This window comes from Actinoplanes sp. G11-F43 (assembly GCF_050589265.1).
Taxonomy (GTDB): domain Bacteria; phylum Actinomycetota; class Actinomycetes; order Mycobacteriales; family Micromonosporaceae; genus Actinoplanes.
This window is the reverse complement of sequence record NZ_JBNZCE010000017.1, coordinates 537,742-560,029: the sequence shown is the minus strand read 5'-3', so window position 1 is coordinate 560,029 and position 22,288 is coordinate 537,742. Positions and strand designations below refer to the sequence as shown.

The 22,288-nt window shown below is 70.8% G+C and carries 21 protein-coding genes; 13 read left to right on the top strand and 8 right to left on the bottom strand.

Annotated elements, in window-relative coordinates:
- Positions 1–11: 11 nt before the first annotated feature.
- Complete coding sequence (locus ACQ0O7_RS21365) at positions 12–809, bottom strand: YhjD/YihY/BrkB family envelope integrity protein (protein WP_430783900.1); 798 nt, start codon at positions 807–809, stop codon at positions 12–14.
- A gap of 48 nt (positions 810–857) precedes the next feature.
- Here ACQ0O7_RS21365 and dxr point away from each other — a divergent pair, with 48 nt between their 5' ends.
- Genes dxr through ispG form a run of 3 tightly spaced genes read left to right on the top strand, consistent with a single transcriptional unit; the run spans position 858 to position 4,500 of the window.
- Positions 858–2,060, top strand: coding sequence for a 1-deoxy-D-xylulose-5-phosphate reductoisomerase (dxr, locus tag ACQ0O7_RS21360; protein WP_430783899.1), 1,203 nt, complete (start codon positions 858–860; stop codon positions 2,058–2,060).
- Entirely contained in the window at positions 2,060–3,319 is a 1,260-nt protein-coding gene (locus tag ACQ0O7_RS21355; protein WP_430783898.1) for a M50 family metallopeptidase, read from the top strand. Before dxr ends, ACQ0O7_RS21355 begins: the two co-directional genes overlap by 1 nt.
- Before the next feature lie 8 nt (positions 3,320–3,327).
- On the top strand, positions 3,328–4,500 hold the full coding sequence (ispG, locus tag ACQ0O7_RS21350) for a flavodoxin-dependent (E)-4-hydroxy-3-methylbut-2-enyl-diphosphate synthase (protein ID WP_430783897.1): 1,173 nt from the start codon (positions 3,328–3,330) through the stop codon (positions 4,498–4,500).
- A gap of 80 nt (positions 4,501–4,580) precedes the next feature.
- Here the strand turns inward: ispG and ACQ0O7_RS21345 are convergent, their stop codons facing one another.
- Positions 4,581–5,420, bottom strand: coding sequence for a GNAT family N-acetyltransferase (locus tag ACQ0O7_RS21345; RefSeq protein WP_430783896.1), 840 nt, complete (start codon positions 5,418–5,420; stop codon positions 4,581–4,583).
- Positions 5,421–5,543: 123 nt separating this feature from the next.
- Between ACQ0O7_RS21345 and ACQ0O7_RS21340 the strand changes: the two genes are divergently transcribed.
- The gene (locus ACQ0O7_RS21340; RefSeq protein WP_430783895.1) at positions 5,544–6,134 is read left to right on the top strand and encodes a PadR family transcriptional regulator; all 591 of its coding nucleotides are present in this window, start codon (positions 5,544–5,546) and stop codon (positions 6,132–6,134) included.
- A gap of 237 nt (positions 6,135–6,371) precedes the next feature.
- On the opposite strand, the gene ACQ0O7_RS21335 is transcribed toward ACQ0O7_RS21340, so the two are convergent.
- Positions 6,372–7,349: an LLM class F420-dependent oxidoreductase gene (locus ACQ0O7_RS21335; protein WP_430784020.1), complete on the bottom strand. Its 978-nt coding sequence runs from the start codon at positions 7,347–7,349 to the stop codon at positions 6,372–6,374.
- A gap of 129 nt (positions 7,350–7,478) precedes the next feature.
- Here ACQ0O7_RS21335 and ACQ0O7_RS21330 point away from each other — a divergent pair, with 129 nt between their 5' ends.
- Genes ACQ0O7_RS21330 through ACQ0O7_RS21320 form a run of 3 tightly spaced genes read left to right on the top strand, consistent with a single transcriptional unit; the run spans position 7,479 to position 10,831 of the window.
- A complete protein-coding gene (locus ACQ0O7_RS21330) occupies positions 7,479–8,102 on the top strand; it encodes an ABC transporter ATP-binding protein (RefSeq protein ID WP_430783894.1) in 624 nt (207 codons plus the stop codon).
- Positions 8,099–10,231, top strand: a complete 2,133-nt coding sequence (locus ACQ0O7_RS21325; RefSeq protein ID WP_430783893.1) for a YhgE/Pip family protein — start codon at positions 8,099–8,101, stop codon at positions 10,229–10,231. Before ACQ0O7_RS21330 ends, ACQ0O7_RS21325 begins: the two co-directional genes overlap by 4 nt.
- Before the next feature lie 3 nt (positions 10,232–10,234).
- Positions 10,235–10,831 (top strand): TetR/AcrR family transcriptional regulator, encoded by a 597-nt coding sequence (locus ACQ0O7_RS21320; protein ID WP_430784019.1) that lies wholly within the window; start codon positions 10,235–10,237, stop codon positions 10,829–10,831.
- A 9-nt stretch (positions 10,832–10,840) separates the two neighbouring features.
- Here the strand turns inward: ACQ0O7_RS21320 and ACQ0O7_RS21315 are convergent, their stop codons facing one another.
- Genes ACQ0O7_RS21315 through ACQ0O7_RS21295 form a run of 5 tightly spaced genes read right to left on the bottom strand, consistent with a single transcriptional unit; the run spans position 10,841 to position 15,085 of the window.
- Positions 10,841–11,908 (bottom strand): ABC transporter permease, encoded by a 1,068-nt coding sequence (locus ACQ0O7_RS21315; protein ID WP_430783892.1) that lies wholly within the window; start codon positions 11,906–11,908, stop codon positions 10,841–10,843.
- A complete protein-coding gene (locus tag ACQ0O7_RS21310) occupies positions 11,905–12,798 on the bottom strand; it encodes an ABC transporter ATP-binding protein (RefSeq protein WP_430783891.1) in 894 nt (297 codons plus the stop codon). Before ACQ0O7_RS21310 ends, ACQ0O7_RS21315 begins: the two co-directional genes overlap by 4 nt.
- A 49-nt stretch (positions 12,799–12,847) precedes the next feature.
- Positions 12,848–13,501: a response regulator gene (locus ACQ0O7_RS21305; RefSeq protein ID WP_430783890.1), complete on the bottom strand. Its 654-nt coding sequence runs from the start codon at positions 13,499–13,501 to the stop codon at positions 12,848–12,850.
- Positions 13,498–14,736: a sensor histidine kinase gene (locus ACQ0O7_RS21300; RefSeq protein ID WP_430783889.1), complete on the bottom strand. Its 1,239-nt coding sequence runs from the start codon at positions 14,734–14,736 to the stop codon at positions 13,498–13,500. The genes ACQ0O7_RS21305 and ACQ0O7_RS21300 overlap by 4 nt, the downstream gene beginning before the upstream one ends.
- Positions 14,737–14,758: 22 nt before the next feature.
- The gene (locus ACQ0O7_RS21295; RefSeq protein ID WP_430783888.1) at positions 14,759–15,085 is read right to left on the bottom strand and encodes a MerR family transcriptional regulator; all 327 of its coding nucleotides are present in this window, start codon (positions 15,083–15,085) and stop codon (positions 14,759–14,761) included.
- A 593-nt stretch (positions 15,086–15,678) separates the two neighbouring features.
- On the opposite strand from ACQ0O7_RS21295, the gene ACQ0O7_RS21290 reads away from it, so the two are divergent.
- From ACQ0O7_RS21290 to ACQ0O7_RS21265, 6 genes are all read left to right on the top strand, one after another.
- Complete coding sequence (locus ACQ0O7_RS21290) at positions 15,679–17,175, top strand: amino acid permease (RefSeq protein WP_430783887.1); 1,497 nt, start codon at positions 15,679–15,681, stop codon at positions 17,173–17,175.
- 12 nt (positions 17,176–17,187) lie between these two features.
- Positions 17,188–18,534 carry a glutamine synthetase family protein gene (locus ACQ0O7_RS21285; protein ID WP_430783886.1) on the top strand — a complete coding sequence of 449 codons (1,347 nt, stop codon included), beginning with the start codon at positions 17,188–17,190 and terminating at the stop codon, positions 18,532–18,534.
- Between the two features lie 16 nt (positions 18,535–18,550).
- The gene (locus ACQ0O7_RS21280) at positions 18,551–19,912 is read left to right on the top strand and encodes an aldehyde dehydrogenase family protein (protein WP_430783884.1); all 1,362 of its coding nucleotides are present in this window, start codon (positions 18,551–18,553) and stop codon (positions 19,910–19,912) included.
- Positions 19,913–20,677 (top strand): 3-oxoacyl-ACP reductase, encoded by a 765-nt coding sequence (locus ACQ0O7_RS21275; protein WP_430783883.1) that lies wholly within the window; start codon positions 19,913–19,915, stop codon positions 20,675–20,677.
- Between the two features lie 170 nt (positions 20,678–20,847).
- Entirely contained in the window at positions 20,848–21,546 is a 699-nt protein-coding gene (locus ACQ0O7_RS21270; RefSeq protein ID WP_430783882.1) for a gamma-glutamyl-gamma-aminobutyrate hydrolase family protein, read from the top strand.
- 23 nt (positions 21,547–21,569) lie between these two features.
- Complete coding sequence (locus ACQ0O7_RS21265; RefSeq protein ID WP_430784018.1) at positions 21,570–22,283, top strand: gamma-glutamyl-gamma-aminobutyrate hydrolase family protein; 714 nt, start codon at positions 21,570–21,572, stop codon at positions 22,281–22,283.
- The last annotated feature ends 5 nt before the right edge of the window (positions 22,284–22,288 follow it).

The window sequence follows — 22,288 nt, the reverse complement described above, 5'->3', positions numbered from 1 at the left end:
GGTTCGCGAGCCTATCCCCGGGAACCCTCCGGCGGACTCGGCGATTCGTCCGACTTGACGGCGTGCGTCGCCGCGAATCCGGTCAGTAACACGGTGTGGAACAGATACAGCCACAGACCGATCGCGACCATCGCGCCGATCTCGGTGAAACCACCGAACGGCACCCCCAGATCCAGCGGCAGTGCCGAGAACAGCACCGCTCCGTGCAGGAAACCGGAGAGGTTCGCGGCGGTGAACGAGCCGATCAGCGTCGTCGCGAGCCACGGCGGGCGGCCCGGAGCGACGTACCGGAACACCCAGATCACCACCGGGGTCAGCACCAGCCAGGTGGCCAGGAACGACAGCACCACGCCCAGCACCGACCACCAGCCACCCCGCAGCCATAGCCCACTGGTGGTCGGCAGGGCCAGGAAGAGCGCCAGCAGCAGAGCCGGCGCGGCCGCCAGCAGGGGCAGCCAGAGCAGCCGGCCCCGCCAGCCGACCAGCTTCTCGCCGGGCCGGGACAGTGAGGCGAAGGCGCGGCGCAGGCCCTCGCCGTACAGGCTGGCCGGCAGCAGGCTGGCCAGGGCGAACAACGGTGGCAGCGTCAGCCCGGCCTCGATCAGCGCGGCCAGCGCCCGGGGCGCGCCGATCTGATCCGGCAGGGCGGCGATGGTCAGCCCGGTCAGATCCCGGACCCGGTCGGCGCCCACCGTCAGCCCGGTCAGCCAGATCGCCAGCAGCGCGGCCGGAACCATCGCGATCCCGCTGTAGAACGTGATCGCCGCGGCGTGCAGGGCGACATCCTTACCCCGCAGGAGTCGGAACATGACCATGCCCATACCCACGCTCGTCCCGCCGTGCACCAGCAGGGGAAGATGTGCGGTATGCGTGACCTCGTACTGCTCGGCTCCACCGGGTCCATCGGGACCCAGGCCATCGACATCGTGCGGCGCAACCCGGACCGGTTCCGGGTGGTCGCCCTCGGCGCCGGTGGCGGCAACGTCGGACTGCTCGCCGCGCAGGCCCTGGAGCTGGGCGTCGAGGTGGTCGGGGTGGCCCGCGCCTCGGTCGCCCAGGATCTCCAGCTGGCCTTCTACACCGAGGCGCAGAAGCGGGGCTGGGCCACCGGCGACTTCAAACTGCCCAAGATCGTGGCCGGGCCGGACGCGATGACCGAACTGGCCCGCTGGCCCTGCGACGTCGTACTCAACGGGGTGGTCGGCAGCCTCGGCCTGGCGCCCACCCTGGCCGCCCTGGAATCCGGCCGGATCCTCGCCCTGGCCAACAAGGAGTCGCTGGTCGCCGGTGGTCCACTGGTCCGGCGGATCGCTCGTCCCGGGCAGATCGTCCCGGTCGACTCCGAGCACTCGGCGCTCGCCCAGTGCCTGCGCGGCGGGACCGCGGCCGAGGTGCGCCGGCTGGTGCTGACCGCGAGTGGCGGGGCGTTCCGCGGCCGCCGCCGCGAGGAGTTGTCGAACGTCACCCCCGAGGAGGCGCTCAAGCACCCGACCTGGGACATGGGCCCGGTCGTCACGATCAACTCGGCGACCATGGTGAACAAGGCGCTCGAAGTGATCGAGGCGCACGAGCTGTTCGGTGTGCCGTACGACGACATCGAGGTGATGGTCCACCCGCAGTCGGTGCTGCACTCGCTCGTCGAGTTCACCGACGGCTCCACCCTCGCCCAGGCCAGCCCACCGGACATGCGGCTGCCGATCGCGCTCGCCCTGGCCTGGCCGGAGCGGGTCCCGGCGGCCGCCGCCGCGGTCGACTGGACCCAGGCCCACAACTGGGAGCTGCGCCCGCTCGACGACGAGGCGTTCCCCGCGGTGCGGCTGGCCAAGGAGGCCGGGCGGGCCGGGCGCTGCCGTCCGGCGATCTTCAACGCGGCGAACGAGGAGTGTGTGGCCGCGTTCGTCTCCGGTCGGCTACCGTTCTTGGGCATCGTCGACACCCTGGAGCGTGTGCTCGCCGCGGCCCCCGATTTCGCGGAGCCGGGTACCGTCGATGACGTGCTTGCCGCGGAGGCGTGGGCGCGTGCCCAGGCACAGCGGACTATCGAGGCTGAAGGAGCCTGATGCTTTTCTGGCTGGGTGCGGGTGCCTTCGCGCTGACCATTCTCATCTCGGTGAGCCTCCACGAGCTGGGGCACATGATCACCGGCAAGCGCTTCGGGATGAAGGTCACCAAGTACTTCGTCGGCTTCGGCCCGACGATCTTCTCCTTCCACCGTGGCGAGACCGAGTACGGGCTGAAACTCATCCCACTCGGCGGCTTCTGCAAGATCGTCGGCATGACGCCGCAGGACGACGACGTCGCTCCGGAGGACCAGCACCGCGCCATGTGGCGGTTCCCGGTCTGGAAGCGGACCGTCGTGATGGCGGCCGGCTCGATCGCCCACTTCATGCTCGCCCTGGTCGGCGCCTGGGTGATGGCCTGGAGCATCGGCCTGCCCAACATCGACCTGCCGCAGTCCGCCTCGGAGCAGCGCGCCGCCCCGGCGATGATCTACGTCGGTGACTGCATCCGCACCTCGCTCACCGACACCAGCGAGGACTGCGTGCCCGGCCAGGCCAGCGCCAAGGCGTCCCCGGCCAAAGCCGCCGGCCTCCAGACCGGTGACCTGATCACCAAGGTCGGGACCACCGCGGTCGCCAACTACGGTCAGCTGACCGACGCCATCAGAGCACAACCGGCAGGAACAACCCCCTTCGAGTACGTACGGGGTGGGCAGACCGCCACCGCCCAGGTCGACCTGGTGACCGCCGAACGCACCCCGATCGACGACCCGACCGGCCCGGTCACCCAGGTGGCCGTCGCGGGCGTGAGCTGGACCACCGATCAACCGGCGGTGATCGAATACAGTGTGCTCGGCGCTGTTCCGGCATCCGGCCAGTTCAACTGGTACCTGGTGGAGAACTCGATCAAGGCGATGGCCCGGATCCCGGAGAAGGTGCCCGCCCTGTGGAACTCGATCACCGGTGACGAGCGCGACCCGGACACCCCGATCAGCGTCGTCGGGGCCAGCCGGATCGGCGGCGAGGCCATCGAGAAGGGCGTGCCCGAGGTCTTCTGGCAGGTCTTCATCTCGCTGAACGTGTTCATCGGGCTGTTCAACCTGCTGCCCCTGCTGCCCGTCGACGGCGGTCACATCGCGATCGCCTGGTTCGAAGCCGCCCGCTCCTGGCTCTACAAACGCTTCCGCCGGCCTGATCCGGGTCGGGTCGACTACTACAAACTGATGCCCGTGACGTACGCGGTCATCCTCGTCGGTGGCGCGTTCACCCTGCTGACCGTGACCGCCGACATCATCAACCCGATCTCGATCTTCAAGTGAGTAAAGAGATGACTGCGATCAGTCTCGGAATGCCGGCCGTACCCCCGCCGCCGTTGGCCCCGCGCCGCCAGAGCCGCCAGATCAACGTCGGCGGAGTGCTGGTGGGCGGTGGTGCTCCGGTCAGCGTCCAGTCGATGACCACCACGCTCACCTCCGACGTCAACTCCACACTCCAGCAGATCGCCGAGCTGACCGCCTCCGGCTGCCAGATCGTCCGGGTCGCCGTGCCCTCCCAGGACGACGTCGAGGCACTGCCCGCGATCGCCAAGAAGTCCCAGCTCCCGGTGATCGCCGACATCCACTTCCAGCCGAAGTACGTGTTCGCCGCGATCGACGCCGGCTGCGCCGCGGTCCGGGTCAACCCGGGCAACATCCGGCAGTTCGACGACAAGGTCAAAGAAATCGCCAAGGCCGCCGGCGACGCCGGCATCCCGATCCGGATCGGCGTCAACGCCGGCTCGCTCGACAAGCGCCTGCTGGAGAAATACGGCAAGGCCACCGCCGAGGCGCTCGTCGAGTCCGCGCTCTGGGAATGCTCCCTCTTCGAGGAGCACGGCTTCCGGGACATCAAGATCTCGGTCAAGCACAACGACCCGGTCGTGATGATCCGGGCCTACCGCCAACTCGCCGAACAGTGCGACTACCCGCTGCACCTGGGCGTCACCGAGGCCGGCCCGGCGTTCCAGGGCACCATCAAGAGCGCCGTCGCGTTCGGCGCCCTGCTCGCCGAGGGCATCGGCGACACCATCCGGGTCTCGCTCTCCGCCCCGCCGGTCGAGGAGATCAAGGTCGGCAACCAGATCCTGGAGTCGCTAGGCCTGCGCGAGCGCGGCCTGGAGATCGTCTCCTGCCCGTCCTGCGGCCGGGCCCAGGTGGACGTCTACACGCTCGCCGAGCAGGTCACCGCCGCCCTGGACGGGTTCCCGGTGCCGCTGCGGGTGGCCGTCATGGGCTGCGTGGTGAACGGTCCCGGCGAGGCCCGCGAGGCCGACCTGGGCGTGGCCTCCGGCAACGGCAAGGGCCAGATCTTCGTCAAGGGCAAGGTGATCAAGACCGTGCCCGAGTCGATCATCGTGGAGACCCTGGTCGAGGAAGCCCTGCGACTGGCCGACGAGATGGGCGCCGACCTGCCCGAGGAACTGCGCGACCTGCTCCCCGGCCCGACGGTGACCGTGCACTGATCCCACGCTGCCCCGGCATACCGCGTGNGACTTCCGGTGCCTTTCGCACCGGAAGTCGGCACGCTGTCGTTACGGGCCGGTCAGAACAGCACGGTGGCGAACGAACCGGCCGAGACGAAGCCGCAGTTCGCATACACCCGGCGGGCCGGCGCGTTGTAGTCGTTCACATAGAGGCTGACCGACGGCGCGACCCGCCGCAGCGCGTCCGCCACCACCGCCGCCATCGCGCCGGTGGCCAGACCGTGACCCCGATAGTCCGGATGCACCCAGACGCCCTGCACCTGAGTGGTCCGCCGGGTCACGATCGCCAGCTCGGCCTTGAAGATCACCAGATCGCCGTCGAACCGCGCGTAAGTGCGCCGCGCCTTCACCAGCTCGGTGATCCGCCGCCGGTAGCCCCGCCCGCCGTCGTCCTGCAACGGTGAGACGCCGACCTCCTCGGTATACATCGCCACCGCCGCCGGAAACAGCTGATCCACCTCCGAGCCGCGCACCAGCCGAACCCCCGGATCCGGCCGGACCAGCGGATCCCGATCGGTCACCAGCAGCGGCTGATGCGGCCGGACATCACGGGCCGGGCCCCAGTTGCCGCCCAGCCGGTCCCACAGGTCGAGCACCGCCTCGGACCGGCCGATGATCGACGAACAGATCCGCGGCTCCGCACCGAGCAGATCGGCGAAGGCCGCGGTGGCCGACGGCGTCGCACCCACCGGCACCAGATGCGCCCCGGACCAGATGATCGACTCGATGTGGCGGCCCGGCTCATAGCCGTAGATCCGCCCGTCGGAACGCCACCAGTTCAGACCGTGGGCGGCCACGCGCTCGGCTATCTGGGCGCCCGCGTAGGGATCGGCGTCGAGGATTCGCTCGACGGCCGCGCGCTCGGGCTCACCGAGCTGGCGAATGGGCACCGTCAACACAGGTACCAGATTGCCAGATGCGGGGCGTTCGACACGTACCGCAACCCATCGTTCTCGGAAACCCTTGCAGGCGACACGTTGCCGATATATCGTCTAACTATCGACGACAGAACGGAGAAGGTCATGAGGCACCCCCACGGACCCCACGGACACGGCTGGACCGGAGAATTCCGCAAGCGCGGCTTCGGCTTCCCGCCCGGATTCCCCTTCGGCCCCGGCGGCCCCGGCTTCCCGCCGCCCGACTTCGGCGGCCGGCCCGGCGGACGACGAGGCCGCGGTGGCCGGCAGAACGTCCGGCCGGCCATCCTGGCCCTGCTGCTGGAACGCCCGATGCACGGCTACGAGATGATCCAGGAGCTCGACTCCCGCACCGGCGGCATCTGGCGGCCGAGCCCCGGCTCGGTCTACCCGACACTCCAGCTGCTGGAGGACGAAGGCCTGATCGAGGTCACCGCCGAAGGCGGGCGCAAGAGCTACCGGCTCACCGAGGACGGCCGGCCCGAGGCCGAGGCCGCCGCGCAGAACCCGCCGTGGTCCCAGATCGGCGAGGACACCATGTCCCAGGTGCAGGACTTCCGTGACGCGGCGGTCGGCATCATGGGAGCGCTCAAGCAGGTCGGCTTCAGTGGCACGCCGGAGCAGCGGCAGAAGGCCCTGGAGATCCTGAACGAGACAAAACGCAAGCTCTACGCGATCCTCGCCGAGAGCGACTGAGAGGTGTGTGGAGGGCCTCTGGGCTATGCCCGGCCGCAGCCCAGAGGCCCTCCACACACAAAGCCCACCCCGCCACTTTGCGGCTAGCCGTACGTGAGGTGTCTTATCGGACCCGGATTACCTGTCTGAGGTACAGCCGAGCAACCCCGGCTGTACCTCAGACAGGTAATGGAGGGCGTATTCCGTCGCTGAGCGACGGCTAGCCGCCGGCTAGCGGGGTGGGGTGCTAGCCGCCGGCTAGCGGGGTGGGGTGGGTGGGGAGAGGGTGGTTATCAGGTTCAGGAGGGCGGGGAGGCCGCCCTTCTGCAGGGCCGGGGTGGGGGTCAGGGCCATCACCGGGATCGTCACGCCGGCGTCCGCGTAGGCCTGGACCCGGGCCCGGCATTCGGCCGGTGAGCCGTGCACGATCAGCTCGTCCACCAGGCTGTCCGGGATGGCGGCCAGCGCGCCCTTGCGATCCCCGGCCTCCCAGGCCCGCCACATCGGGGCGAGGATCTCGGCGCGGCCCAGCCAGCGGTGGAAGGCGGCGTAGGCGGGGACTGTCAGGTAGGCCGTGATCAGCCGCCGGCCGACGGTGCGGGCGAAGTCGGCGTCCTCGGTCGGCACCAGGAAGATGCGGGTGGCGACGTCGAATGCGGGCCCGGCGTCCTTGGTCTCGGCGAGCGCGGTGGCCACGTCGCCGGCGGCGAGCCAGTTGAGGATCACCCCGTCGGCTTCGGCGGCGGCCAGGCGCAGCATGCCGGGCCGGAGTGCGGCCAGCATGATCCGGGGCGGGACGGCGGGTGGGCGTTCGAGCCGGAAGCGCCGGATCGTGAAGGTGTCGAAGTCGCCGTCGACCAGTTCGCCGGCGAGTGCGGTGCGCAGGAACCGGAGCATGTCCCGGCTGCGGGCGTACGGCCGGTCGAAGTCGACGGCGTTCCAGTCGCCGACGACGACCGGGGATGAGGCGCCGATGCCGAGCTGGAATCGGCCGGGCGCGGTTTCGGCGAGTGCGGCGGCGGTCATCGCGAGGAGTCCGGGCCCGCGGGTGTAGACGGGGGCGATGGCGGTGCCGAGCCGGAGCCGGGGTTCCCAGGCGGCGGCCAGGGTGAGTGGGGTGAATCCGTCGGTGCCGGCGACTTCGGCGGTCCACGCGTCGGTGAATCCGGCGTCGGCCAGCGCCTGGTAGACGGTGGCGTGTTCGGCGAGTGGTACGCCACCGAACGGAACGGTCATGCCCCATCGCATCGACATGCCCCCGATCCTGCCGGTCCTGGTCAGGTGATGTCTACCACCCGATGATGTCGTGCCGGATTCCGTGGGTATCTTTTTGAACTGACCAGTCAGTTCAAAAAGGGAGTCGTCATGACGGTGCTCGTCGCGAGCGGGGCCGGGGTGCGGCATCGTCGCCGCTGGCTGATCCGCGACCTGGACCTGCGGGTCGAGGCCGGGGAGACGGTGGCGATCGTCGGCCCGCCGGGCAGTGGGCGCACCAGCACCCTGCTCGCCCTGGCCCGGCGGCTCCGGCTGACCACCGGCCGGGTCGAGGGCGGGCCGGTGGCGCTCGGTCACGTGCCCGGGGTCGGCGAGCCGGAGCCGGTGTTCACCGTGCGGGAGCACCTCGCCGAGCGGGGCGCGCTGCTGGGCCGGCCGGCCGACGTCCCACTGCACGGCCTCGATCCGGGGCTGCGCGGCCGGGATCTGGGCCCGTACCAGCGGCAACTGCTGGGTTTGATCCTGGCCTCGATGGCCGGACCGCGGGTGATCGCGCTCGATGACGCCGACGCCGGGCTGGACCGCGCCGAGCGGGCGGATCTGTGGCGGCTGCTCGGTGGGATCGCCGCCGGCGGGGTGGCCGTGCTGGTCACCGCGCGGGAGGTCGGCCCGGAGGCGGTGGACCGGGTGATCCGGCTGACCGGCGACGACGGACGGGCGGAGATCCGGACCGCCGCCGAGTACGCCGAGGCGAACGCAGTGGGGGCGCGGTGAGGACCCTGTCGCTGGCCGGGATGGAACTCCGGCGATTCCTCCGCGGCCGTCTGCCCGCGGCCGCCCTGGCCGTCCTGGCCGTGGTCCCGCTGCTGTACGGGGCGCTCTACCTGTATGCCTTCTGGGATCCCTACGGCCGGCTGGACCACATTCCGGCCGCTCTGGTGGTCGAGGACCAGCCGGCCGTGACGTCCACCGGCGAGACCGTGCACGCCGGCCGGGATCTGGCCGACGAGCTGATCGAGCGGGAGATCTTCGACTGGCGGCTGGTGGACGCGGGCACCGCCGACGCGGGCCTGCGGGACGGGCGTTTCCAGATCGAGCTGCGGATCCCGGCGGACTTCTCGGCCGATCTGGCGGCGGCTCCGGAGCCGGACCGCACCGCACGGGCGGCCCGCCTGTCGGCGGTCAGTGACGACGCCACCAACTACCTGTCCGGGGTGTTCGCGCGGACCGCGTTCGACGAGGTGCGGGCGGCGGCGTCGGCGAGCGCCTCGGCGAAGTACTTCGACCGGATGCTGATCGGGTTCACCGACCTGAAGGAGCGGACCGGGACGGCGGCCGACGGCGCGACCGATCTGCGGGACGGCGCGGGCCGGGCCGAGTCGGGGGCCGGTGACCTGACGGACGGGCTGGACTCGGCCGACGCCGGGGCCGGGAGGCTGGCCTCCGGGTTGCGTACCGCCGGGTCGGGGGCGGCGGATCTGGCCACCGGGCTGAAGAAGCTGGACGCGGGGGCGGCGCAGCTGGCGTCCGGCACCGCGGAGGCGGCGACCGGCGGCCGGAAGCTGGCGACCGCGGTGGACGCCGCCGCGGACCGGGTGGAGCCACTGCTGCGGGAGCACGCGGCGACCATCGAGGAGGCGGCGGACCTGGTGGCCCGGGGTGCGGACCGGCTGGCCGGGCAGGTCGGCGACCTGGACGAGGCCGCGGACCGGGCCGTGCGGGACGCCGGTGAGCTGCGGGACTATCTGGACGGGCTGCCCGCGGACACGCCGGGCCGCGACGACGCCCGGGAGCTGGCCGGCCGGCTGGTGGACGACGCCGGGCGGATGCGGGCCACCATCGACGCGGCCGACCTGGACGCGCTGCGGACCAGGCTGCGGGAGGTGGCGGCGACCGCACGGGCGGTGGCCGGCGCGGCCCCGCATCTGGCCGACGACGTGGTGGCGGCCCGTGCCCGGGTGGACGCGCTGGCTGACGGCCTGGACCGGCTGGCGACCGGGGCGCAGCGGCTGAAGTCCGGGACGGCGGACGCCGAGAGGGGTGCGACCGAGCTGCGAGGTGGGGTGTTCGCGCTGGCCAGTGGCGCCCGGGAGCTGGACGGCGGGCTGGCCCGGCTGTCCACCGGCGGCCACGACCTGACCACCGGCCTGGGTGATCTGCGGGACGGCGCGGGCAGACTGGCCGACGGTCTGGCGGACGGCGCCGGTGAGATCCCCGGCTACCGGGGCGCCGACGGCCGGGCGGGTGTGCTGGCCGATCCGGTCGCCCTGGACCGGGTGGTCCGGCATCCGGCGAGCACCTACGGTGTGGGTTTCGCGCCGTACTTCCTGGCGCTGGCCCTGTGGGTGGGCGCGATGATCAACTACATGCTGTTGCGGCCGCTGAACCGCCGTTACCTGATGTCCGGCGCGCCACCGGCCCGGGTCGCGGCGGCCGGGCTGATCCCCGGTGTGGTGATGGGTGCGGTGCAGGCGCTGCTGCTCTACGCGGTGGTGCACTTCGTGCTCGGCCTGGCCCCGGTGCACCCGGCGGTGACGGTGGCGCTGATGCTCGGCGCCGCCGCCGTCTTCGCGGCGATCATGCAGCTGCTGGGCGCGGCGCTCGGGCCGGCCGGGCGGGTGGCCGCGCTGGTGCTGCTGATGCTGCAGCTCACCTCGTCCGGCGGGACCTATCCGGTGCAGACCTCGCCGGACTTCTTCCAGGCGATCCACCCCCTGCTGCCGATGTCGTACGTGGTGGAGTCGATCCGGCACGCGGTGGACGGCGGTTCCGGCGCGACGGTCGGGCACGACGCGGTGGTGCTGGCCGGGTTCGGGCTCGGCGCGGTGCTGCTGACCGTGCTGCTGGCCGGCCGGAAACGCCTGATGCGGACCGCCGACCTGCATCCCGAACTGGTCCTCTAGGGTCTGCTCGTGGGAACGGACGGGCGCAGCCGGCGGCGCGAGGACACCCGGCAGCGGTTGTACGAGGCAGCCGTCCAGCTGATCGCCGAGCAGGGTTTCTCGGCGACCACGGTGGACGACATCGCGCTGCGGGCCAACGTGGCCAAGGGCACCGTCTACTACAACTTCAAGTCCAAGACGGACCTGTTCGAGGAGCTGCTCCGGCACGGGGTGGGCCTGCTCACCGAGCAGTTCCGGGCGGCGGTGGCGGATCTGCCGCCCCGGGAGGCGTTGCGCGCGCTGATCCGGGCCCAGCTGGAGTACATCCGCCGTTATCAGGCGTTCGCCCAGCTGCTGCTCTCCGAGATGTGGCGGACCAACCGGGAGTGGCAGCAGACCTTGGTGCTGTTGCGGGAGCAGGCCGTCGGGGTGATCGCCGAGACCATCCAGGCCGGTGTCGACTCGGGTGATCTCCCGGCCGAACTCGACGTGCGGGTGGCCTCGGCGGCCCTCTTCGGGGTGGGGCTGGTGGTGGCGGTGGACTGGCTGGTCTTCCAGCCCGGCCGCCCGATCGAGGACGTCGAGGAGTCGCTCCTCGCGATCGTCCGCCGGGTGGCCTGAGGTTCTGCCCTAGGCCACCGTGCTCTTCGTGCGCCAGGCGGCCATGAACGAGGTCTTGCCGCTGGTCCGCAGCAGCGAGCCCTGGTAGACCCGGGCGCCGACGAGCAGCATCGCGAACGCGCTGACCGCCAGGATCGCCAGGGCGGCGAACGGCTCCCAGGCGGCCGCGTCGCCCTCGAAGATCCGGATCGGCATGGCCATCGGTGCGGCGAACGGGAAGTAGGACAGGGCGGTCAGGACCGCGGCGTTGTCCCGCATGAAGATCACCGCGAAGAACGGGATCAACACCAGCATCTGTACGGTCCCCGAGGTGCTGCCCAGGTCCTCCTGCCGGGCGGCCAGCGCGCCGACCGCGGCCCAGAGGGTGGCCAGCATGACGAAGCCGAGCGCGAAGAACGGCAGGAACCAGCCGATCGCCGGCCGGATCGCGTCGATCAGCCCGGTGTCCAGCCCGGCCACCCGGGTGCCGACCAGCGCGATCACCGCGAGCAGGCCGACCTGGGCGAAGGCCAGCACGGTCATCGCGGCCACCTTGCCGGCGAGCAGTGCCCGGACCGGGATGCTGGCGACCAGGATCTCCACGATCCGGGTCTGTTTCTCCTCCACCACGCTCTGCGCGATCTGCATGCCGAACAGCAGCGACGTGATGTAGCAGAGCATGGCCAGCGCCAGCGGCACGACGATGGTGAAGGCCGGGTCGAAGGCGGGCGCCTCCAGCAGCTCGATCTGTGGGGGAGTGCTGAGCAGGCTGATCACCTCGCCCGGCGCCTCCTCCATGGCGATCACCTTGGGGCCGGGCAGCACCACGGCGGCCACCTCGCCGTCGCGCAGCAACTGCTCGGCGGCGGCCGCGTCGCCGGTCTCGTGGACCTCCAACTCGGCGGCGCGCAGGGCCGGGGTGAACGTGCCGTCCACCACGGCGACCCGGGTCGGCCCGCCGTCCAGCCAGGCCGGGATGGCGATCGAGCCGATCAGGACGACCAGGAACGAGATGGTGCTGAACAGGAACGCCTTGTCCCGCAGCTTGGCGGCGATCTCCCGGCTGAAGACCAGCCGGGTGGCCTGAAGGGTGGTCATCGGATCACCTCTCGGAAGATCTCGGCGAGGGAGGGGCGGACCGGGCCGAACGCCCGGACCGGGCCACGGGCCAGGGCGGACCGCAGCACCGCCTGGTCGTCGGCGCGCGGGGCCAGGTCGAACACGGCGTGCGCGCCGTCCAGCTCGGTCAGGGTGACGCCCGGCTCGTCGCGCAGCCAGCCGGCGTCGCCGTCCACCTCGATCCGGTAGCGGGGCAGGGTGTACTGCTCGCGCAGTGCGGTCCGGGAGCCGGCGGCCCGGATGGTGCCGTCCGCGATGATCACCAGGTTGTCGCAGAGCCGCTCGACCAGCTCCAGCTGATGGCTGGAGAAGAGCACCGCGGCGCCGGAGCGGGCCCGCTCACGGAGCACGGCCAGCACCTTCTCCACCGCGATCGGGTCCAGGCCGGAGAACGGCTCGTCCAGGACCAGCAGCTCCGGGTCGTGCACCAGGGCGGCGGCGATCTGCGCCCGCTGCTGGTTGCCGAGCGACAGTTTCTCCACCGTCTCCCCGGCGCGCTCGGCCAGCTCCAGCCGCTCCAGCAGGGTGGTGGTGCGGCGTTTGGCGTCGGCGGCGCTCATGCCGTGCAGCCGTCCCAGGTAGACGATCTGCTCGCCGACGGTCATCTTCGGATAGAGCCCGCGCTCCTCCGGCATGTAGCCGAAGCGCTGCCGGTCGGCGCGGGTCAGCGGCGCGCCGCGCCAGTGCACCGAGCCGGACTCGGCGGCCAGCACCCCGAGGATGATCCGCATGGTGGTGGTCTTGCCGGCGCCGTTCGCGCCGACGAATCCGGTCAGCCGGCCGGACTCCACCGCGAACGACACGTCCTTGAGGACCTGACGCTCGCCGAAGGACCGGTTCACGGCCTCCAGGTTCAGGGCGGTTGTCATGTGTCCACGCTATTGATCGAGCGATGCCGTGTCGTCCGACTCGGGTATGTCATACCGGCGGAGGACCCGGGACCACCACCCCGAGCTCGTACGCCATCACCACCGCCTGTGTCCGGTCCCGTGCCCCGATCTTCATCAGCACCCGGCTGACGTGGGTCTTCACCGTGGTCTCGCCCAGTCGCAGGGCGGCCGCGATCTCCGCGTTGGTGGCCCCGCCGGCCAGCCGGACCAGCACCTCGTGCTCGCGCGGGGTGAGCTGGTCGAGCCGGACGCCGGAGTGGCCGGGCGCGGTGAAGGTGGCGATCACCCGGCGGGTGACGGCCGGGGCGAGCAGGGCCTCCCCGGCCGCGATCACCCGGATGGCCTCGGTCAGGGCCTCCGGGGTGCCGTTCTTCAGCAGGAATCCGCTGGCCCCGGCCCGGAGCGCGGCGAACAGGTAGTCGTCCCGGTCGAAGGTGGTCAGGATCAGCACCGACGGCCCGCCCCCGGCGGCGATCCGCCGGGTGGCCTCCAGCCCGTCCATCCCGGGCATCTCGACGTCCATCAGCACCACGTCCGGGCGCAGCCGCAGGGCCATCTCGACGGCTGTCGTGCCGTCCGCGGCCTCCCCGGCGACCTCGATGTCGTCCTCCATCTCGAGGATGACCCGGAAGCCGGTCCGGACCAGCAGATGGTCGTCGGCCAGCAGCACCCGCACGGTCATGCGGCCACCCCGGTGGAGTACGGGAAGCGGGCCCGGACCCGGTAGCCGCCGTCCGGGTGCGGGCCGTGGGTGAGGGCGCCGTCGTGCACGGACACCCGCTCGCGCATGCCGACCAGGCCCATCCCGCCGCCGGCCGCCGAACCGCCCCGCCCGTCGTCGGTGACGTCGATCTCCAGCTCCCCGTTGAGGTAGCGGACCCGGACGTCGAGGGACCGGGCGTGCGCGTGCTTGAGGGTGTTGGTCACCGCCTCCTGAACGATCCGGTAGGCGGTCTGGGACAGCGACTCGGGCAGCGGCACCGGTTCACCGTAGACGGCGAAGCCCACGGTCAGCCCGGCCTCCCGGGCCCGTTCGGCGATCTCCGGCAGCCGGTCGATGCCGATCTTCTCGACGGCGGCCGGCTCGGTCTCGCCGGAGCGCAGCGCGCCCAGCATCCGGCGCAGCTCGTCGACGGCGGTCCGGGCGCCCTCCTCGACCGCGGTGAGCGCGATCCGGGCCCGGTCCGGGTCCTTGTCCAGCGCCCGGCGGCAGGCGGACGCCTGGATGCCCATCACCGACACGTGGTGGGCGACCACGTCGTGCAGCTCCCGGGCGATCCGGACCCGCTCGGCGAGGACGGCCCGCCCGGCGGCCAGCGACTGCGCGGCCCGCAGCTCGGCGGCCTGTTCCGCCAGCTCGTGGTGGCGCCGGGCGCCGTTCCACACGGCGTCCCCCATGACGTGGCAGAAGGTGAAGAAGGCGACGTTCACCACGAAGGCGTTGATCGCCAGCGAGGTGGTGGCGGCCGGGCCGGGCAGATCGCCGGAGAAGAGGAAGAAGGACAGGACCAGCCAGCCGAACATCCCGCCGATGATCGACAGCCGCAGGATCCGCGAGCGGTCCCGGTGCCGGCCCCAGGCGCCGAGCGTGTAGATCGCCGCGAACAGGGTGCCGGTGGCGATCTGCTGCTCCTGGGAGCCGCGGTACTGGCCGGCGATGAAGGCGACCGAGATGACCACGGCGACCACGTCCGGGTACGACCGGCGCACGGTCAGCGGCAGGGTGGTGGCGAGCACCCACCAGATCTGCTCGGGCAGCGCGGCGGCGTGGTCGAAGTCGAACATCCCGCCGCCGCGGGCGGAGAAGAGGTTGACCAGGGCGACGGCGGCCACCGCCAGACCGCTCCACAGGTCGGTGCGGCGCTGGCGGGCGGTCGGGCCGGGGCGCTGCCACTCGTCGGGGGTCACCGATGGCATGGACCGACGATCGCACGGATCCTCAGGAACGTCGCGTCTGCGTGGGGATCGTCGCGTCCTCGTCCGGTGTCACCCGGCCGCCGAGGGCCCGGATGTGCCGGTGCGCGGCGGCCAGCCGGTCCTCCAGGGTGACGATCCGGCAGGCGGCGGCGAGCAGGAAGCCCTCGTCGAGCAGCACCCGCGCCCGGGCGGCCAGGTCGAGCTGATGCCGGGAGTAGCGCCGGTGGCCGCCGGCCGACCGCTCCGGCTCGATCAGCCCGGCCTCGTCGAGACTGCGCAGAAAGGCCTGCGTCACACCGATCGTCTCGGCGGCGCGGCCCATGCTGTAGATCGGACTGTCGCGGTCCATGCCACCCATCAGACACAGGCCGAGGCCCCGGCGGGTAACCGGGGCCTCGGCTTTTCAATTCTCGTGCCGGTCACTAACCGGCGCATGTGGTCGACCGGCTGCGTGCCGCTAGCAGTCGACCGGAGTGTTGGGCATCGGCTGCGATCACCTCATGTCGGGTCGGGGACGTCTTGATTACGCGTTGCTGCGGTATCTCGTCCTCCTTCTCCAACTTAGCGACAGTGCCAGTTGCGTTGCCGACCTTGGCCGACGAATCAAATGTAGGCCTGTACAGCCGAAATTTCTAGAGTCGCCGCTGTAGATTTTTTTCAACAAAAGTCAGACTGAGCTGCATAAATGTCCGGTGAAGGGGAAGGGGCGGCGGTGCGGGGCGGGCGCTTGCCGTGAGAGAGGTGACCGCGCCCCGCGCCGCCGCGGGAGGGGTGTCCACTGGCGATCCTGCCGAGGAACCGCCGTGACTCAAGGCTCGCACCGCACGCTCGGTGCGGCAACGCAATTAACCCTGCGCATTGACGCCCGTAACACTGCGGAGCGATCATGACCGGAGCAGTGGCTCAGGTCACAGTCTCTCTCCTGTGTAGGGGGCACGTCTGATGAGCACCGACGAGGAACGACTCGCTCAACTCGGCTACAAACAGGAACTCCACCGCCGGCTCTCCGGCTTCTCCAACTTCGCCGTCTCCTTCTCGATCATCTCGATCCTGGCCGGTGCGATCACCTCGTACGGCATCGCCATGAAGGCCGGCGGCCCGATCGCGATCACCCTGGGCTGGCTCTTCGTCGGTGTCATGGTGACCTTCGTGGCCCTGGCCATGGCCGAGGTCTGCTCGGCCTACCCGACCGCGGGCGCCCTCTACTGGTGGGCGGCCGCGCTGGCCAAGAAGAACAAACCGGCCTGGGCCTGGTTCGTCGGCTGGTTCAACTTCCTCGGCGAGGTGGCCGTCACCGCGGCCATCGACTTCGGCGCGGCGATCACCACGGCGGCGTTCCTCAGCCTCACCTTCGGGCTGGAGGTGACCGCCCTCTCCACGTTCCTGATCTTCCTGGTCATCATCGTGGTGCACGGGCTGCTGAACACCTTCGGCGTCAACCTGGTGCGGATCCTCTCCGACGTGAGCGCCTGGTGGCACCTGATCGGTGTCGCGGTGATCGTCGGCATCCTCGCGATCGTCCCGGACCAGCACAAACCGATCTCCGAGGTGTTCACCGAGGTCTACAACGCCACCGGCTTCACCTTCGCCGGGGCGGGCATCTACGCGGTGCTGATGGGCCTGCTGATGGCGCAGTACACGTACACCGGCTACGACGCCTCGGCGCACGTCGCGGAGGAGACCCACGACGCGGCCAACGCGGCGCCCCGCGGCATCGTGATGTCGGTGGTGGTGTCGGTGATCGCCGGCTTCGTCCTGCTGGTCGCGATCACCTGGTCCATCCAGGACTACGAGGGCGCGCTCGGCACCGACCTCGGCCTGCCCCCGGCGCAGATCTTCATCGACGCGGTCGGCCGCGACCTCGGGATCTTCCTGCTCTTCATCTGCATGGTCGCGCAGTGGTTCTGCGGGATGGCCTCGGTCACCGCCAACTCCCGGATGTCCTACGCCTTCGCCCGCGACGACGCGCTGCCCGGCTCACGGATCTGGAAGAAGGTCAATCCCCGCACCGGTACGCCCACCAACTCCATCTGGCTCTGCGTCTCCCTCTCCACCGTCCTGGTGCTGCCGTCGCTCTGGAACACGGTGGCCTACTTCGCCGCCACCTCGATCGCGGTGATCGGCCTCTACATCGCCTACGTCGGACCGGTCCTGCTGCGCCGGCTCAGCCCGGACTTCGAGCCGGGCCCGTGGAACCTGGGCCGGTGGAGCGCCCCGATCGGATGGATCGCGATCGTCTGGGTAGGGATCATCTGCGTCCTCTTCGTGCTGCCGCCCGCCTCGCCGATCACCGCCGAGACCTTCAACTACACGATCGTGGCGGTGGCGGTGGTGCTCGGAGCGGCCGCGATCTGGTGGTTCGCCAGCGCCCGCAAGTGGTTCACGGGCCCGAAGCAGAACCTCCTGGAAAAGGCCCACCACGGCGAACCCACCGACTGATAGGACTGATCCATGGATCTCGAGGAGCTCGACGTCTCCGTCGACAACGGCAGCATCGACACCGTGCTGCTGGCCCTGACCGACATGCAGGGCAGGCTGCAGGGCAAACGCCTGCACGGGCGGTACTTCCTGGACGAGGTGGTGTCCGGTGGCAGCGAGGGATGCAACTACCTGCTCGCGGTCGACGTGGACATGAACACCGTCGACGGCTACGAGATGTCCTCCTGGTCCACCGGCTACGGCGATCTGGTGATGAAGCCCGACTTCAGCACGCTGCGCCGGGTCCCGTGGCAGCCGGGCACCGCGATCGTGCTGGCCGATGTCCTGGACGCCGCCGGGCAGCCGGTGCCCGCGTCACCCCGGCAGATCCTGCGCCGCCAGCTGGACCGGCTGGCGGCGCACGGGCTCACCGCGTTCGCCGGGACCGAGCTGGAGTTCGTGCTCTACAAGGACAGCTACGAGCAGGCGTTCGACAAGAGCTACCGCAACCTGATCCCGGCCAACCAGTACAACGTGGACTACTCGCTGCTCGGCACCGCCCGGGTGGAGCCGCTGCTGCGCCGGATCCGCAACGAGATGTACGGCGCGGGCCTGCTCCCGGAGAGTGCCAAGGGCGAGTGCAACCTCGGTCAGCACGAGATCGCCTTCCGCTACGCCGACGCGCTGACCAGCGCCGACAACCACGTCATCTACAAGAACGGAGCCAAGGAGATCGCCGCCCAGGAGGGCATGGCGCTCACCTTCATGGCCAAGCCCAACGAGCGGGAGGGCAACTCCTGCCACATCCACTTCTCGCTGCGCGGGCCGGACGGGAGGTCGGCGATGCTCGGCGACGGGCCGGCCCATCTGAGCGTGACCGGGCAGCGGGTGCTGGCCGGGCTGCTCGCCACCATGCGCGAGTTCAGCCTGCTGTTCGCGCCGAACATCAACTCGTACAAGCGCTACCAGCCCGGATCGTTCGCGCCGACCGCGCTGCGCTGGGGGGTCGACAACCGCACCTGCGCGCTGCGGATCGCCGGGCACGGGCAGGGCATGCGGGTGGAGAACCGGGTGCCGGGCGGGGACGTCAACCCGTACCTGGCGATCGCCGCCCTGGTCGCCGGGGCGTTGCACGGGATCGAGAACGAGCTGTCGCTGGAGGACGAGTTCGCCGGTGACGCCTACCGGGACGAGACCGCCGGGCGGGTGCCCGGGACGCTGCGCGCGGCCACCGACCTGTGGGCGGGCAGCGCGGTGGCGGAATCGGCGTTCGGCGCGGACGTGGTCGCCCATTACGCGAACATGGGCCGGGTGGAACTGGCCGCCTACGACGCCGCGGTCACCGACTGGGAGTTGCGTCGTGGCTTCGAGCGCCTCTGAGTGTGAGGATCTTGTCGTGGCGACTACAGAGGTGATCGACCCGTCGACGGGGGGCGTCTTCACGACCGTACCGTCGCTGGGTCTGGAGGAGACCGACCTGGCGATCGACCGTGCGCGGAAGGCCTTCGACGAGTGGCGCCGGGTGTCTCCCGGGGACCGGGCGCGCCTGTTGCGCAGGTTCGCCGCGGTGGTCGAGGACGACATCGAGAACCTGGCCCGGCTTGAGGTACGCAACGCGGGTCACACCATCGGCAACGCGCGGTGGGAGGCCGGCAACGTCCGGGACGTGCTGAACTACTACGCGGGCGCGCCGGAGCGGCTGTCCGGGCGGCAGATCCCGGTGGCCGGCGGGGTCGACGTGACGTTCCACGAGCCGCTCGGCGTGGTCGGGATCATCGTGCCGTGGAACTTCCCGATGCCGATCGCCGGCTGGGGGTTCGCGCCCGCGCTCGCGGCCGGCAACACGGTGGTGCTCAAACCGGCCGAGCTGACCCCGCTGACCGCGATCCGGCTCGGTGAGCTGGCCCTGGAGGCCGGGCTGCCGGAGTACGTGTTCCAGGTGCTGCCCGGGAAGGGGAGCGTGGTGGGGCAGCGGTTCGTCACCCATCCGGCGGTGCGCAAGGTCTGTTTCACCGGGTCCACCGAGGTCGGCAAGTCGATCATGGCCGGCTGTGCCGATCAGGTGAAGCGGGTGACGCTGGAGCTGGGCGGCAAGAGCGCCAACATCATCTTCGCGGACGCCGATCTCGACGCCGCGGCGGCCGGTGCTCCCGGCGCGGTCTTCGACAACGCGGGTCAGGATTGCTGCGCCCGGTCGCGGCTGCTCGTGGAAGCGTCGGTGTACGACAGGTTCCTGGAACGGTTCGAGTCGGCCGTACGACAATTCCGGGTTTTGGATCCTAATGATGATTTGTCAGAAATGGGTCCACTGATCTCTTCCGGGCAACGATCGAGTGTCACGTCCTACCTGGACGGGGCCGACGTCGCCTTCCAGGGGAGCACACCTGATCAGGACGGCTGGTGGTTCCCGCCGACCGTGCTGCTGGCCGCCTCACCGAACGACAGGCACTGGCGGGAGGAGATCTTCGGCCCGGTGGTCAGCGTGCTGCCGTTCCGGGACGAGGCCGAGGCGATCGCGCTGGCCAACGACACCGAGTACGGCCTCTCCGGCTCGATCTGGACCCGGGACGTGGGCCGTGCGCTGCGCGTCTCCCGGGCGGTGGAGACCGGCGCGCTCAGCGTCAACAGCAACTCCTCGGTGCGCTACTGGACGCCGTTCGGTGGTATGAAACAGTCCGGCCTGGGTCGTGAGCTGGGACCGGACGCCCTGTTGTCCTTCACCGACGTGAAGAACGTATTCATCTCAACGGGAGACTGAGTGGAACGTCTGCGGGACCGGGTCGCCGTGATCACCGGCGCCGGTAGTGGAATCGGTCTGGCCACCGCTCGGCGGTTCGCGGCCGAAGGAGCCTTCGTAGTCTGCGTGGACATCTCCGAAGGGGCCGGCAAAGCGGTCGCCGAGGAGGTCGGCGGCGAGTTCGTGTCCTGTGACGTCAGCGACGAGGAGCAGGTCAAAGCCCTCTTCGACGGCGTCGCCGAACGGCACGGCCGGGTCGACATCGCCTTCAACAACGCCGGCATCTCGCCGCCCGACGACGACTCGATCCTGGTCACCGGCATCGACGCGTGGGAACGGGTCCTCAAGGTCAACACGACCTCGGTGTTCTTCTGCTGCAAGTACGCCATCCCGCACATGCAGCGCCAGGGCAAGGGCTCGATCATCAACACCGCGTCGTTCGTGGCCCTGCTCGGGGCGGCCACGTCACAGATCGCCTACACCGCCAGCAAGGGCGGCGTGCTGGCGATGACCCGGGAGCTGGGGGTGCAGTTCGCCCGGGAGGGGATCCGGATCAACGCGCTCTGCCCCGGCCCGGTGGCCACCCCGCTGCTGATGGAGCTGTTCGCCAAGGATCCGGAACGGGCCGCCCGCCGGCTGGTGCACGTGCCGATGGGCCGGTTCGCCGAACCGGACGAGATCGCCGCCGCGGTGGCGTTCCTGGCGAGTGACGACGCGTCGTTCATGACCGCCTCGCAGTTCGTCGTCGACGGCGGCATCACCGGAGCGTACGTAACTCCGTTGTGAGGGTTTAATCACCCGCTACCGTGGAGAAGGTTCCCTGTACACCCAGCTCACACAGGTGTATAGGGTCGAATCCCCGTCCGTGCGGTCCAGCTCCCGTGCGGGTGGGACAGAGGGGCCCGTGACGCGGCGTCGGATCTCCGGCGCCGCGCACCTGTGATTACGGTGGTGCGATGCGTCCGATCATCGGCATAACGTCCTACGTGCTCCCCGCCCACTGGGGAGTGTGGGTGGATCTCCCGACCACGCTGGTCCCGCACGACTACGCCGAGGCGGTCCGCCTCGCCGGAGGCCGCGCGGTGGTCCTCCCGCCGGACGATCTCGACGCCGACGTGCTGGACCGCCTGGACGGCCTGGTGCTGTCCGGCGGGCCGGACGTGGCCCCGGCGCACTACGGCCAGACCGCCGGGCCGCACACCGTCACCCATCCCGAACGGGACACCGCCGAGCTGCTGCTGCTCCGCGCGGCCCTGGACCGCGACCTGCCGCTGCTCGGCGTCTGCCGGGGCATGCAACTGCTCACCGTGGCCGCCGGCGGCAGCCTGCACCAGCACCTGCCGGACCTGCTCGGGCACGAGAAGCACCGGCCGGGGCCGGGCGTCTACGGCTCCCGGTCCGCCGGGTTCGCGCCCGGCAGCCGGATCGCCGCCCTGATGGGCGACGACACGACCATCAACTGCTTCCACCATCAGGGCGTCGCCGACCCCGGCTCGCTGACCGTGACCGGCTGGGCCGACGACGGCCTGCCCGAGGCGGTCGAGGATCCGGATCGGCGGTTTGTTCTCGGTGTGCAGTGGCATCCGGAGGTCAGCCGCGACCGGCGGCTCTTCGGCGCCCTGGTGGCGGCGGCCTCCGAGGAGAAGAACTCTTGACCACGAAGCGACCCCTGATCGGCATGACCGCCTACGCCGAACAGGTGCGGCACGGCCGGAACGACCTGTTGGCTGGGATGCTCCCGATGACCTACGTGAAGGCGGTGCACGCCGTCGGCGGCCGGGCCGTGCTGATCACCCCCGACGACCCCGGCACCGACGTCATCGACTCCCTCGACGGCATCGTGTTCTGCGGCGGCGGCGACGTCGACCCGGCGCACTGGGGCGCGCCGCCGCACCCGGCCACCGAGGTGGACGGCCCCCGGGACGCCTCCGAGCTGATCCTGATGCGGGCCGCCCTGGCCGCCGGCCTGCCGACGCTCGGCGTCTGCCGGGGCATGCAGGTGATGGCGGTGGCCACCGGCGGCAGCCTGCACCAGCACCTGCCGGACCTGATCGGCCACGACCGGCACCGGGCCGCGGCCGGCACCGATCCGCTCGCCGCCGGGGCCTCCGACTACGGCCGGCACGACGTGGTGGTCGAGGAGCGCTCGATGGCGCACCGGCTCCTCGGCCGCTCCCTGACCGTCAACTCCTTCCACCACCAGGCGATCGCCGACCCCGGCGAGTTCGTCCCGGTCGGCTGGTGCCCGGACGACCGGGTGATCGAGATCGTCGAGCATCCCGCGCACACCTTCGCCCTGGGTGTGCAGTGGCACCCGGAGCGCACCGCCGACCTGAGGGTCTTCGCGGCTCTGGTCGAGGCGTCGGTGGAGGCCCGGTCGGTAGCCGCCTGACGAGC